The organism is Arthrobacter cryoconiti (genome assembly GCF_020905375.1).
GTDB lineage: Bacteria > Actinomycetota > Actinomycetes > Actinomycetales > Micrococcaceae > Specibacter > Specibacter cryoconiti.
Genome location: NZ_JAJJBU010000007.1, coordinates 31,498 through 44,048 on the forward strand (window position 1 = coordinate 31,498; position 12,551 = coordinate 44,048).

Consider the following 12,551-nt stretch of genomic DNA (forward strand, 5'->3'; position numbering starts at 1 on the left):
GAAGAAGATCATGCGGAAGGGTCTGGGGCGCCACCGTAACCGATGCCCTGGTAGATCTCCGGATGCGTCTTCTTTAGCCGCATCCCCCACAGCAGGCCAGCGATACCAGGGACGATTATGATCGCCGGCAGTATGACGGACAGTGGCGAGAAGCCCTCTGAGCCGATGAGCAGGTTGAAATTGACCACGATCAGCACAAATACGATGCCCAGCGTGAGTGCCGAGAGGGACGGGGCGATGAGTCGAGTCCACGCCGAGTATTCGCCTGTGTGCTTGCGGAAGTACCCGATCACTGCCACCGAGATCAGCACCAGCAGCAATACCAGGCCGAACGCGCCGGTGTTAGTCAGCCAGGTAAAGAAGGTCAAGACCGGATATAGCGGGCCAAGCTCGGAGCCAGTGCCGGCGATCGCGAATGTGACCAGCATGAGAAGAGCCAGCGCGGATTGAGCGAGGGAACCGGCCACAGGGGCGTGATGCTTGTTGACTCGGGCTAAAGACCGAGGCAGGACGCCTTCGCGACCCAGTGAGAAGGCATAACGGGCCACGGCATTGTGGAAGGCGATAAGAGCCGCCAGCAAGCTGGTCACAAACAGCACTTGAGCAACATCAGAGACGATGAGTGCACCGTGGGCCGTGAGAAAATTGAAGAGCAGATCGGGACCCTGTTTCTGCGACTCACCGATGATTTGGCTTGGCCCTGTACCGATGATCATGGCCCATGAGGAGACGGCGTAGAAGACGGAAATAATGCCAACGGAGATGAAGGTGGCCCGCGCGATCGAGCGTTTGGGATCCTTCGCTTCCTCGCTGTAAATTGCCGCGGATTCAAAGCCCATGAAAGCAGCCATGCTAAATGATAGTGCGGCGCCGACGCTAGCTGTGAAAAGGTCCGACGGCGCCAACCCGGCGCCGCTGACTCCTTCCGGGCGGACAGCGAGAGAAACGACATCGAAGACGATTACAGCTAGGAACTCGCCGAGCACGAGTACCCCAATCACTTTGGCGGAGAAATCTACCTTGTTCACTCCGAGCCAGCCAACGATCACAAAACCGACGAGCGCGCCGACCCACCAAGGGATGTTTGTGTTCAGTTTGGCGTTGACGAAAGACGCCAGTGCGAAGCCGAAAAGGCCGTAGATCCCAACCTGCATGGCGTTGTAGGAAACGAGTGCCACCCAAGCGGCTCCGACACCCGCTGCCCGACCGATCCCCTGGGCGATGTAGGCGTAGAACGCACCTGCGTTGCGGATATGCGAGCTCATGGCTGCGTATCCGACGGCGAACAGGGCTAGGCAAACGCCTAATACGACGAAGGAAAGCGGGACGCCCAGATTAGCACTGACTGCGAAATTGCTTGGTACACCTCCTCCAACCACTGTCAATGGTGCAGAAGCGGCGATTATCATAACGACCAAGGCCGGCACGCCAAGGGTCCTTTTGCTTAGGCCGTGGCCAGCAGCTGGCCCACTGCTGACAGTGGTACCGGGTTCAGCGCCGCTGCCGGGGGGATTGAGAATTTGTTTCTGTGACATAAGAACCTCCATTGGGAGAATAAAGATGTTTTGAGTGTGTCAGGGACCACATTCGGTGGCTTGTTGTTCACGGCAGCGCCGTTGACGGACAGCGCAGACCTTCTTGTCAAAACCAACTGCGGAAGCTGCGGCCGTGACGGTTTCCCCTCTGCGAGCCGGTCTCCGAAAGTGGGTGTGAGTGACTCGTTTCAACGCCAAGGGCCGCCGTCACGAATCGTGGCGGCGGCCCTTGGCCCATGCTAATTTCTAGCCGTTGATCACTTGCGGGACTCCTAAGGCTTTGAGACCCTCGACGCCGAACTCAAGACCGTAGCCGGATTGTTTGGCTCCCCCGAAGGGAATGCGCGGATCCACAGCGCCATGCTTATTGATCCATACGGTTCCGGCCTGGATCTGGGCGGCCACGTCTCGGGCCGCCTCCAAATCCGATGACCAGACGGACGCGCCCAGGCCAACGTCTAGGCCGTTGGCCATGGCTACGGCTTCCGCAACGGTGTTGTAGCGAATGATGGGAAGGACGGGGCCGAACTGTTCCTCGCGGACGAGTGGGTTGTCATTGTTGATGTCAGCCATGAGCGTGGTCGGGTAGAAGTAGCCGGGCTGGTCGGCCTGAGGGTCGCCGCCGAGCAGTACTCGCGCGCCAGAATCCTTGGCCGACTCCACCAAGCGGGCCACGATGTCATATTGTTGCTGGTTTTGTAGCGGTCCCAGCACATTGTTTTCATCCAAACCCACCCCCATGGGTGCGGCTGCGGCGACACTCGTTAGTGCCTGGCAGACGTCGTCGTAGATGTCTGTGTGTACGTAAAGGCGCTTGAGGGCGGCGCACGTCTGACCGGTGTTGATGAATGCGCCCCAAAAGAGGCCCTCGGCAATGACGGCCGGATCCGCATCAGGGAGTACGATCCCGGCGTCGTTACCGCCCAACTCCAGCGTGAGCCGCTTGACGGTGTCGGCTGAGGACCTAATGATCTCTTTGCCAGTGGCTGTGGAACCGGTAAACATGACCTTGCCGATTTCTGGGTGTGAGGCCAGCCGGGCGCCTACCTCGCGTCCTCCCGAGACCACGCTGAGCACGCCTTCGGGTAGTTCCTTGTTGATCACGTGAGCCAGTGCCAGCACGCTCAAGGGAGTGTATTCAGATGGCTTCACCACCACGGTGTTGCCCATGCGCAATGCGGGGGCCAGCTGCCAGACAGTGATCATCATGGGCCAATTCCAGGGGCCGATCGCACCCACGACACCGATGGGACGGTAGTAGATCTTGGCGTAGCTTTCGCCGTCGTCCACTACGGTCTCGGCATCCAGCGGGGTGCTGGCCGCTGCACGAAGCCATGCTGCGCAGGCGCCAACTTCAAACCGGGCATTCGGTCCGTTGAGCGGCTTACCCTGCTCGCGAGAGAGTATGCGGGCGAGTTCCTCGGCGTTACTTTCGATAGCGTCGGCAGCCTTATGCAACGCTGCGCTACGAGCCTCGTGGCCCAGCGCGGCCCACTGGGGCTGGGCGGCCCCGGCGGCACTGATAGCGAGCTCGAGGTCTTCGAGAGTGTGAACCGGGGCTTCTCCGACCTCGGCGCCGGTGGCCGGGTCCAAGATGGTGCGCCTCTCACCGGTAGTGGGCGTGATTTTGCTCAGGATGTCGGTGTGGTTTTCCATGAATGCTCCCCTTCGAGTCTGTGGGCCCAAGGACGGCTGAGCCGCGCCTTGCTACCCCCAGTGTTACTGGCCTGTCCCGTGCCGTCTTGTCTATGCGCGAAGTTCACTTGACCGCGGGCGAACAAGGCCGACGTCGGCTTGGTGGGCCGGCGCGCGATAGTTTTGTTAGGTGTGGAGAAGCGGATGCCGGTAGCTGCTTGGCGACTCCCCAAAGGAGGTGCGGAATATGCGGCTGAAGTGGGCTGCATCCACCAGGCCCCAGCGCGAGGCGATGCTGCTAACTGGCCGGTGTGCTTGAAGGGGGTCCCGTAGCTCACGCCGGCAATTCTCTAGTCGACGGGTTCGGATCCAGCTCGCCACGCTCGTCCCGGACTCCTGGAACACCGTGTGCAGATGACGCGTTGAAATGAAATGCTCGCCGGCAATGCTGGCCGGCGAGAGTTCTGGATCGCCTAAGTTGGCCTCAATGAAGCGGCGGATCCTGCCCAATAGTTCTTCGTGGGGGCGCTCTGCTGTGCGGGGCGAACGGTCTAGTTGAGCCGCAAATAGCGTTCCCAACAAGTCGATGATGTTGTGGGCTAGGCGATGCCCGCTGGGCCCGGAGAGGATATCCAAATTGTCCGCAAGCTCGGTCATGAAGGGGCTGATCATTCGTCCCAAGCCCTCGTCTCCTGGCATGCGCACGGCTGTGAGTGAGCCGATTGACCCAGCAGGTAAGTCAAGGGCTGTATGGGGAAACATCAACACCAGAGTACGGAAATCGGATTCGAACCCAAGTGTGTAGGGGCGGTGTGTGTCATAGATGGCTAGATCGCCCGGGCGCAGCACGGCTTCGCGATTGTCCTGGACCAGAAGCCCTGTGCCGGAAAGCTGCAGGTTGAGTTTGTAGTACAGCTTGTCGGTGTGTGAAATGAGTGAGGGCGTGCGGTGGACGCTGTGTCCGGTGGCGGTGACTTCGACTATGGCCAACTCATCCAAGAGCCGCGAGCGTAACCGACCCGCAAAGTGGTCGGTGTCGCTAGAGCGGACATGCAGCGGTACAAACGATTTCGAGATGAGATCGTGCCAGTCGGAGAAGGAAGCGGCGACGGCGGTCTGGACGGCATCTGTGGTGAGGGCGGAAGTCATGGGAATCCCTTGATGTCAGTGGGCACTTTTCATCAGTGTAGGAGCAGAATGTGTCCGTTGTCACTTATTATTCGACGATTGGCGAAAAACCCAACTTATGTTCACTCATTGCTTACGCCGGTCCCAGTAAGAGCAAATACGCCTCGAGTTGAGCATTTAGCTGAGCCGGAAGGTGCTGCGTGGGTGACATGGCGGCAATGATCTGGGCGCCTAGTAGCATGCTCATGAGTTGATTGATGATGTCCTCATTGCTGGCTCTGGCCGTAACCTCTCCCATTTCCCGTGCTCGAGATAAGTGTCCAGCCATCGTGTTCCGCCACTCTTCCATTGACGTCTCATGAAGTTGTGCTTTGGCTGGGTCGGTAAGTGCCTTTTGCCAAAAGGGAATCACGATGCGTGCCTCGTTGATACGGTCCTCATCCAGAGGCAGAACCTCCAAAGCGAAAGCGCGCAGAGCGGCCATGCCGGCTAGCCCGGTGGAGGTGGTGGCAATTCGTTGGTTGGTCTGGTTGAACACGTGGCCGAAGGCGGACGTGATCAGGTCGTCCTTGGTGGGGAAGTAAGGTTTTAAGGCGCCGTTTGCGAAGCCAGCTTCAGTGGCGATTTCCCGCATGGTGGCACCCTCGATGCCGTGCCTGGCGATGATGCGCCAAGTGGCATTCACTAAGTCAAGGCGGCGCTGGTGGTGGTCAACGATCTTGGGCACGTTAGTTCTCCAGTCGGGCCGGGATGGCAAAAATTATGGGGTTACCCCTTGTGATGCATCTTACGTGTGGGTATTCTCTACAACCATAGAATAAAAACTTTAGTCCTTTGACCCACTCCAAAAGAAAGGGCGAACTATGCCTTCCGCCGTCACGGACATTGAAGTATCTGCTTACCAATTGGCCACAAGCGCCGAAATCACCGCAGTGCGGGATATCCTCCAAGGAGCTGGGCTCATGGGGGATTCCGGTCGGATCGCGTACTTGGGCCTACTTGACCCGCCTCGAAAGCGTGACACCGAATCTGCACTAGCGAGACGTTTTCGCGTCTTCCTCCACGATGTTTCCGGCGCGTCACCCAAAGACGTAATCGTTTCCCTGACTAGCGGGAGCGTTGAGTCCGCCGTCGAGCTGGAGACAGCCAAAACCGGTGAGCTACCGGTACTGGAGGAGGAATTCGCCGTTGTTGAGGAAATCTTGGCAATTCATCCCGAATGGCTCAAGGCACTTGCCGCGCGCAACTTGGACGTGTCCAAGGTTCGTGTGGCGCCTCTGTCCGCGGGCGTGTTTGAATACCCCGACGAAAAAGGCCGGCGCATCCTGCGCGGGCTTGCCTTCGTTCAGGACTTCCCGGAAGACAGCGCCTGGGCGCACCCTGTGGATGGATTAGTCGCCTATGTGGACATTGTGAATAAAAGTGTGGATTCGGTGCTGGACTACGGAGTGGTTCCGGTGCCGGCTGAGCACGGAAACTACACGGACCCAGAATTGACAGGGCCATTGCGGAAGAGCCAAAAACCAATAAACATCACTCAGCCGGAGGGGCCCAGCTTCACAGTCAGCAGCGGCAACCATGTGGAGTGGGAAAAATGGAGCCTGGATGTAGGCTTCGATGCCCGCGAGGGCGTGGTTCTTTACAATATTGCATTCCAAGACGCCGACCGCAAGCGCTCTATTATCAATCGGGCCTCGATCGCGGAAATGGTGGTCCCGTACGGTGATCCCTCACCCGTTCGGTCCTGGCAAAACTACTTTGATACCGGTGAATACCAGGTGGGCCAGTACGCAAATTCCTTGGAACTAGGCTGCGATTGCCTGGGGGAAATCACGTATCTCTCACCTGTGCTCAGCGATGCCTTCGGTAACCCACGCACCATCCACAATGGCATCTGCATGCATGAAGAGGATTGGTCCATCCTCTCCAAGCACTCAGATATGTGGACCGGGATCGACTACACGCGGCGCAACCGCCGTTTGGTGGTCTCCTTCTTCACCACGATCGGTAACTACGATTACGGCTTCTACTGGTACCTCTACCTGGACGGCACGATTGAATTCGAGGCCAAGGCCACCGGCGTTGTCTTCACGAGCGCCTATCCCGGCAAGAATTACCCCTACGCCTCTGAGCTGGCCCCAGGGCTCGGAGCTCCCTACCACCAGCACGTTTTCAGTGCTCGCTTGGATATGGCGTTGGACGGGACCGTGAACAGAGTGGAAGAGGAAGATGTGGTGCGTGTTCCCATGGGTGAGGGCAATGAGCGCGGCAACGCTTTTACCCGCAAACGCACCGTGCTGACGACCGAACAGCAAGGCGTGCGGGAGGCTGACATGCGCAAGGGGCGCACGTGGGTCATCTCCAATCCGACGTCGCTGAACCGACTGGGGGATCCAGTGGCTTACAAACTGCACCCGCAGGGTGGCCCCACACTGCTGGCGGATCCCGAGTCATCGATCGCCCGGCGTGCTGCCTTTGCTACCAAGGACTTGTGGGTCACCCGGTTTGAGCAGGAAGAGCGGTACCCCACAGGAGACTTCGTGAACCAGCACAGCGGCGGGGCTGGGCTCCCTGCTTACATCGCAGCGGACCGAGACATAGACGGACAAGACATAGTTCTCTGGCACACTTTCGGTCTCACTCACTTTCCACGGGTGGAAGACTGGCCCATAATGCCTGTTGACGCCGTCGGCTTCAAGCTGCGCCCCGAGGGATTCTTTGATCGCAGCCCCGTCCTGGATGTCCCTGCCAGTACTCCGGGTGATTGCCACGAGAACGGGGGAGAGGGTGGCGCTCCCTGCCATTGCTGAGAGGGCTGTCAGCGTCTCGCAGTCGGGCGTGCGCCGGGGGTTTAGAACGCAGGCGCGGCTGTGCGCAGCCGTAGCCATCATCTCGGTGGCCGCACACTTATGGATGGCCTGGGAACACCGACTAATGCCATGGGAAAGTGCTGCCATGGTGTTGATGGCGGCCATCTGCTTGCCGTGTGCCATCGGGGTGTGGCGAGATGGGAGTGAACGTGGGGTGCGCTGGCTCTTCCTCATGGCTTTGGTGATGGTTGCCTGGCATACCGCAGTCGTCTTGGCCCCCGTGTCGATGGCAGGTCATGGGCATGGGGGCATGCCAAATATGGATATGGCGATGCCTGTGACCGTGCCGGGAACGGGCGCCGGGGCGATGTTGGCGATCATCGCCCTAGAGTTAGCAGTGGCAGCACTTGCGGCAGGGTCTTTGCGCCGGGTTCGCATAAATGCGAGCGCGGACGCTGGTGCCTGAGCTAACAAAGCACCATCCCGGAGAGTTGCGGTTTTCGATACTCTGATGGTGGCCACAAAAGCCGCGCCCATGAACTTCATGGGTGCGGCATGGGCGGACAACGGATGAGGTCGGTATGAAAATTCTTGTAGTGGGAGCCGGTGCCACCGGCGGGTATTTCGGTGGGAAACTGATTGCGGACGGTCGCGACGTCACCTTCCTGGTCCGCGAGCGCCGAGCCAGCACGCTACGTGAACGAGGGCTGCGGATCGTAGGGCTTGGCGAGCCGCAGGTTCTTGCGCCGAAGCTTGTCCAGGCCGATAACCTCAGCGGCCCCTTCGACGTGGTTCTGATTACCGTCAAAGCAGGCGGACTAGCTGGCGCAATCGCTGACCTTGCCCCGGCCGTAGGCCCTCACACCGTGATCATCCCGTTCCTCAACGGTATGGCGCACATGGACGCATTAGAGCGCGCCTTCGGTGCCGGCGCGGTACTTGGCAGCGTGGTGCGTGTGGTCACTACCCTTAACGACGACGGCGACATCCTTCAGCTCGCACCCTTGGCGCAATGGGATTTTGGCGAACAAACCGGTGCTCCCAGCGATCGTGTCCGCGCCATTCTCGCTGAGCTGGATGTCCCTGGCTTCACCGTCCAAGCTGTCCCGGACGCTAGAGCCTTGATGTGGCACAAGTGGGTTTTTATCGTCACGGCGGGGGTGGTGACATGCTTGATGCGCGGTAGCGTCGGAGCCATTGTGGCTGTTCCTGGCGGTCTTGAATTTATTCACGCTGCGTTGGCCGAATCCGTAGCAGTGTCAACGCAGGCGGGCTATCCGGTTCCTGATGAAGCACTAGTTGCCGCATTGACCATGCTGACGGAGCCCGGCTCAGCGTTCACTTCCTCGCTCTACCGAGACGTGGTGGCAGGGCTCCCGAACGAGTCCGAGCATCTGCTAGGCGACTTCGCCCGCAGAGCCGCGGATTTGGGCCTGTCCACACCACTAATTGATTTGGCGCTGATGCAGTTGCGTGTCCATGCGGCAGCAGCGCTGTAGCCGGGTCTCCTAGGACATCAACGCTCTCAACTGCTGAACGGAGTCAGGACAATTTTGCCGCTGACATGCCCGGCCATGCTGGATTCGAAAGCGGCAGCCAATTCCTCCATGGGATAGCTGGCTGCGACATCAACGCTTAGCGTTCCGGCGCCCACCATGACGCTGAGACGCTCAAGCTCCCCACGGTCAGGACGGACCCAGATATAGCGTCCGCCCGCAGCGTCGACGGAACCGTCGGCAAGTGAGGCGTGCTTTCCTCCGGACGTGAGCACAGCAAGTGTTTGTTCCACGACGTTCCCCGCGAAATCCGCCACAGCATCCACACCCTCCGGAGCCAGTGTCCGGACGTTTTGCACCAGGTTTTCCCCATATTCCACCGGTTCGGCACCTAGCTCACGCAAGCGTTCATGGTTTTTCTTTGACGCCGTTGCAATGACCCTTGCTCCGGCATTCACGGCGAGTTGGATGGCCATCCTGCCCACACCGCCGGCGCCATTGTGAATCAACAAGGTGTGCCCGGTCTCCAGGTCTAGGGCATCAAGGGTGCGCAGTGCGCTCAAGCCCGTCAGTGGTAGACCGGCCGCCTGTTCCCATGTCAGGGATTGCGGCTTATGGGCCACCACCGAAGCCGGTAGAGCCACCAACTGCGCGAATGTGCCGCCTTGGACGGTGTCCCGGCGGCCATAGGAATATACCGCATCTCCCACTGCAAACTCTGGAGTATCGAAGCCCACAGCTTCCACCACGCCGGCCACATCCCAGCCCGGGATCACGGGAAAAGTGATGTCCATGAGAGTGTCAAGGTACCCGGCCATGATCTTCCAATCCACGGGGTTCACGCTGGCAGCTTTTACCCGTATCAAAACGGCACCCGGCGCGACCTTGGGAGTGGGCAGCTCGGAAACCTCCAAAACCTCGGTACCGCCAAATTGTGTGTATGTCATGGCTTTCATGGGAAACCGCCTTTCGTCGTCTATGGGGCCAACTCGCAGAAGTGCCCGAAGATTCCCGGGGCCGGTGAGTAGGGGAGCCGGTGAGTAGGGGCGCAGGTGGACAGGCGAGCGGGTACGCTTCCTTCATGACTTCGCGCCAACGCTACGCCTATGGATCAGACCCGTCGCAGTGGGCCGAACTCTTCCTACCCGATGGATACGGCCATCCCGACTCTGTGGGGATTGCCGGTGTTGCCGTGGTGATCCATGGCGGTTACTGGCGCAGTACTTATGGGGCTGAGCTGGGCGAGCCATTGGCTGCGGACCTTGCCGCACACGGCATTCCGGCATGGAACCTTGAATACCGCCGGATGGGCAACGGTGGTGGCTGGCCGCAGACATTCGCGGACATTGCAGCCGGTATTGACGCCTTATCTGAGCCTGCCTCAGTGCATGGGCTGGACCTCTCGCGAGTTGTGGCCCTGGGGCACTCGGCCGGCGGCCAGCTCGCTGTGTGGGCGGCTGGCCGCTCTGCCTTCCCGGCCGGAGCTGTCGGGGCCAATCCAGCGGTGCCTCTCTCCGGCGTCGTCAGTGCGTCAGGAGTACTGAACCTAGCTCAGGCGAAGCAATTACGGCTAAGCGGCGGAGCGGTGAAAAAATTATTGGGACGCAAAGTCTCCTTGGCCGATCCCATGGAAGCCTTGCCTCTGCCGGTGCCCGTTTACGCCGTGCATGCTCTCAACGATCAGCATGTGCCCGCCTCGCAGAGTCACAGTTACGTGGAGGCTGCGCTGAGGTCAGGAGCAGAGGCGCATCTGGTGGAAGTCCCTGGCGACCATTTCGATCTGATTGATGTTTCCAGCGACGCATACAGTGTTTGCCGCGGCCTTGTGCGCAGGTTGATGCAGCGGGCGTAAAGTGTTGGAAAGCCGTATCTGGAAGGTTGGCCAAACACATGCCCGAGAATCACTTGCCCGAGACAACTGGGTGCCCCAATACTCGGATTATTGAATCCGGTATTGAAACGGATTTCAGCGACAAGATGAGCTATGGCAGCTACCTTGCCTTGGACACGCTTTTGGATGCGCAACGGCCCGTGAGCGAACACCACGATGAGATGCTGTTCATCATTCAGCACCAGACCTCAGAACTGTGGCTGAAGTTGATGCTGCACGAGTTGCGGGCAGTCCGTCAACAATTAGCGGCGGATAATTTGCGGGCGGCCATGAAAGGTGTGGCCCGCATCAAGCACATCCAACGTTCCCTCACTGAGCAGTGGAGCGTGCTGGCCACACTGACGCCAAGCGAATATGCCCAGTTCAGGGACGAATTGGGCTCTTCCTCCGGGTTCCAGTCTTATCAGTACAGGGCCGTGGAGTTCATGCTCGGCAATAAGAACGCTGGCATGCTAAAAGTGTTTGCCGCGAACCCGCCCGCCCAAGCCATGCTTGCCAAGATCCTGGGTCAGACAAGTATTTACGATGAGTTCTTACAGCTTTTAGCCCGGCGGGGGTTCAACGTCCCCGCTGAGGTATTGGAGCGGGATATCACCCACGCCCACGTGTTCAACGCCGATCTGGTGCAGCTCATTCGCGTTGTCTACGAACGTCCCGATGACCACTGGGACCTGTACGAGGCTTGTGAGGAGCTCGTGGACTTGGAAGATAACTTTCAGCTGTGGCGTTTCCGCCATGTCCGCACCGTCAACCGCATCATTGGCATGAAGGTTGGTACGGGGGGTTCCTCCGGCGTTGGCTTCTTGCAGAAGGCGCTGGATCTGACCTTCTTCCCGGAGCTGTATGCCGTGCGTACCGAGGTCGGCAACGTCGCCGGTTAGGTTTTACGCACAGGGGTGGGTTTGCGCGACTCCCAGCGACGAAGCGACGGCGCGTCGAGGGCTGCCTCCACCCAGCGGCCCATACTCGCGTACGCATTTTCGCGCACCTTGGCTGGGGAGAGAAAAATGTCATGAAAGGCCCCGGCGATCCTGTGCAAAGTGACGTCCGGGCCTAGATCCAGTGCCCGGCGTGCCACGGAGTCGACATTGAGGACCACGTCCGCGACCAGCGCATCAGCGGACCATTTGGGTTGAAGATAGCTTTTATCCGAAAGCATGACCAAAACCGGTACGTCCAGCCCGAGTCCGCGAGCCACCAGAGCCTGCCCCTGGAACACTGCGTTGAGGAACGTTGGGGAAACGGGAAAACCACGGTCCGGACGCCACTTTGGCTCGTAGTCCCATTCGCCGTCAAAACGCGAAGATACGGCCCTGGTGTAAAAACCGGGGTCGATCCCAGGCAGGGGAGCCAGCGGCCACCACCGTGATCTGGCCTGCATCAGTGGAGCCATCACCACCCGCCCCATCTCATTGGCCTGGAATTCTAGCCAAGGACTGTTCAGTACGACGGCGGCTGCCGCGCCCGGGTGCCGGGCTGCCCACAAGCTCAGCGTGAGTCCGCCGGTGGAATGCCCCAATAAAACCAAGGGGCGTTCCACCGGCAGCACATGCGGTACTGGGCGTTCTCTGCCTGCGAGGGCGTCAAAAGCCGCGCCCAAACGCTGCCTAGCTTCCTCCAAGAAAGCGTGCTCAAAACTCTGTTGGTCGTGGGTTTCGTCCGTCGAGCTAAGAGGCAGCACTGCCTCGGCGACCCCGCTGCGTCCCATGGCCGCCAACGCGGCGTCCAGATCGGCGTCGTACTCGGTGAGAGAGCCAACCTGGCCCGGAGTGAGTCCGGGGCGCAGGCTGCGGCCATAATTATGGAGGTCAAGTGCGTAGAAATTTGCACCGGACTTGTGCCAAAATTGCGCCAATTCCCGTTGGAAGAAGTAATCAGACCAGCCATGGACATAAAGCACATCAGCACCTGTGATGGCGGACGGTTCCCATTGCTCGGCGTTGCCGATATAACGGATCAAGGTGGCGAGGTTACCGGAAGGCAGCTCCAGAGTTAGCTGTTCAAAGTCGGGACCAAGAACGTCGGGCTGCCATGTGCTCATGACTGGATGCTACCC

General features: G+C 59.5%; 12 protein-coding genes. 5 read left to right on the plus strand and 7 right to left on the minus strand.

Annotated features, from left to right (window positions below):
* Positions 1-8: 8 nt before the first annotated feature.
* The 5 genes from LOH53_RS04790 to LOH53_RS04805 form a co-directional block, all read right to left on the minus strand.
* The gene (locus LOH53_RS04790) at positions 9-1,535 is read right to left on the minus strand and encodes an APC family permease (RefSeq protein WP_230066595.1); all 1,527 of its coding nucleotides are present in this window, start codon (positions 1,533-1,535) and stop codon (positions 9-11) included.
* Positions 1,536-1,574: 39 nt separating this feature from the next.
* A complete protein-coding gene (locus tag LOH53_RS16995) occupies positions 1,575-1,733 on the minus strand; it encodes a hotdog domain-containing protein (RefSeq protein WP_376991461.1) in 159 nt (52 codons plus the stop codon).
* Between the two features lie 48 nt (positions 1,734-1,781).
* Positions 1,782-3,191: an aldehyde dehydrogenase family protein gene (locus tag LOH53_RS04795; RefSeq protein ID WP_230066596.1), complete on the minus strand. Its 1,410-nt coding sequence runs from the start codon at positions 3,189-3,191 to the stop codon at positions 1,782-1,784.
* A gap of 165 nt (positions 3,192-3,356) precedes the next feature.
* On the minus strand, positions 3,357-4,319 hold the full coding sequence (locus LOH53_RS04800) for an AraC-like ligand-binding domain-containing protein (RefSeq protein WP_230066597.1): 963 nt from the start codon (positions 4,317-4,319) through the stop codon (positions 3,357-3,359).
* Between the two features lie 112 nt (positions 4,320-4,431).
* On the minus strand, positions 4,432-5,025 hold the full coding sequence (locus LOH53_RS04805) for a TetR/AcrR family transcriptional regulator (RefSeq protein WP_230066598.1): 594 nt from the start codon (positions 5,023-5,025) through the stop codon (positions 4,432-4,434).
* Positions 5,026-5,161: 136 nt separating this feature from the next.
* Here LOH53_RS04805 and LOH53_RS04810 point away from each other — a divergent pair, with 136 nt between their 5' ends.
* The 3 genes from LOH53_RS04810 (at position 5,162) to LOH53_RS04820 (ending at position 8,607) form a co-directional block, all read left to right on the plus strand.
* Positions 5,162-7,108 carry a primary-amine oxidase gene (locus LOH53_RS04810; RefSeq protein ID WP_230066599.1) on the plus strand — a complete coding sequence of 649 codons (1,947 nt, stop codon included), beginning with the start codon at positions 5,162-5,164 and terminating at the stop codon, positions 7,106-7,108.
* A complete protein-coding gene (locus LOH53_RS04815) occupies positions 7,086-7,574 on the plus strand; it encodes a hypothetical protein (RefSeq protein ID WP_230066600.1) in 489 nt (162 codons plus the stop codon). The genes LOH53_RS04810 and LOH53_RS04815 overlap by 23 nt, the downstream gene beginning before the upstream one ends.
* Before the next feature lie 115 nt (positions 7,575-7,689).
* Positions 7,690-8,607 carry a ketopantoate reductase family protein gene (locus LOH53_RS04820; RefSeq protein ID WP_230066601.1) on the plus strand — a complete coding sequence of 306 codons (918 nt, stop codon included), beginning with the start codon at positions 7,690-7,692 and terminating at the stop codon, positions 8,605-8,607.
* A gap of 26 nt (positions 8,608-8,633) precedes the next feature.
* Here the strand turns inward: LOH53_RS04820 and LOH53_RS04825 are convergent, their stop codons facing one another.
* On the minus strand, positions 8,634-9,560 hold the full coding sequence (locus LOH53_RS04825; RefSeq protein ID WP_230066602.1) for an NADP-dependent oxidoreductase: 927 nt from the start codon (positions 9,558-9,560) through the stop codon (positions 8,634-8,636).
* Positions 9,561-9,685: 125 nt separating this feature from the next.
* On the opposite strand from LOH53_RS04825, the gene LOH53_RS04830 reads away from it, so the two are divergent.
* On the plus strand, positions 9,686-10,456 hold the full coding sequence (locus tag LOH53_RS04830) for an alpha/beta hydrolase (protein ID WP_230066603.1): 771 nt from the start codon (positions 9,686-9,688) through the stop codon (positions 10,454-10,456).
* A gap of 38 nt (positions 10,457-10,494) precedes the next feature.
* Entirely contained in the window at positions 10,495-11,376 is an 882-nt protein-coding gene (kynA, locus tag LOH53_RS04835) for a tryptophan 2,3-dioxygenase (protein WP_230066604.1), read from the plus strand.
* Here kynA and LOH53_RS04840 read toward each other — a convergent pair.
* Positions 11,373-12,536, minus strand: coding sequence for an alpha/beta hydrolase (locus LOH53_RS04840; RefSeq protein ID WP_230066605.1), 1,164 nt, complete (start codon positions 12,534-12,536; stop codon positions 11,373-11,375). The genes kynA and LOH53_RS04840 overlap by 4 nt on opposite strands.
* Between the last annotated feature and the right edge of the window lie 15 nt (positions 12,537-12,551).

What these genes read in the sequence shown, in the direction of transcription:
- LOH53_RS04790 (WP_230066595.1), bottom strand. Translation starts at nt 1,535, where the DNA reads ATGTCACAGAAACAAATTCTCAATCCCCCCGGCAGCGGCGCTGAACCC.
- LOH53_RS04795 (WP_230066596.1), bottom strand. Translation starts at nt 3,191, where the DNA reads ATGGAAAACCACACCGACATCCTGAGCAAAATCACGCCCACTACCGGT.
- LOH53_RS04800 (WP_230066597.1), bottom strand. Translation starts at nt 4,319, where the DNA reads ATGACTTCCGCCCTCACCACAGATGCCGTCCAGACCGCCGTCGCCGCT.
- LOH53_RS04810 (WP_230066599.1), top strand. Translation starts at nt 5,162, where the DNA reads ATGCCTTCCGCCGTCACGGACATTGAAGTATCTGCTTACCAATTGGCC.
- LOH53_RS04820 (WP_230066601.1), top strand. Translation starts at nt 7,690, where the DNA reads ATGAAAATTCTTGTAGTGGGAGCCGGTGCCACCGGCGGGTATTTCGGT.
- LOH53_RS04825 (WP_230066602.1), bottom strand. Translation starts at nt 9,560, where the DNA reads ATGAAAGCCATGACATACACACAATTTGGCGGTACCGAGGTTTTGGAG.
- LOH53_RS04830 (WP_230066603.1), top strand. Translation starts at nt 9,686, where the DNA reads ATGACTTCGCGCCAACGCTACGCCTATGGATCAGACCCGTCGCAGTGG.
- kynA (WP_230066604.1), top strand. Translation starts at nt 10,495, where the DNA reads ATGCCCGAGAATCACTTGCCCGAGACAACTGGGTGCCCCAATACTCGG.
- LOH53_RS04840 (WP_230066605.1), bottom strand. Translation starts at nt 12,536, where the DNA reads ATGAGCACATGGCAGCCCGACGTTCTTGGTCCCGACTTTGAACAGCTA.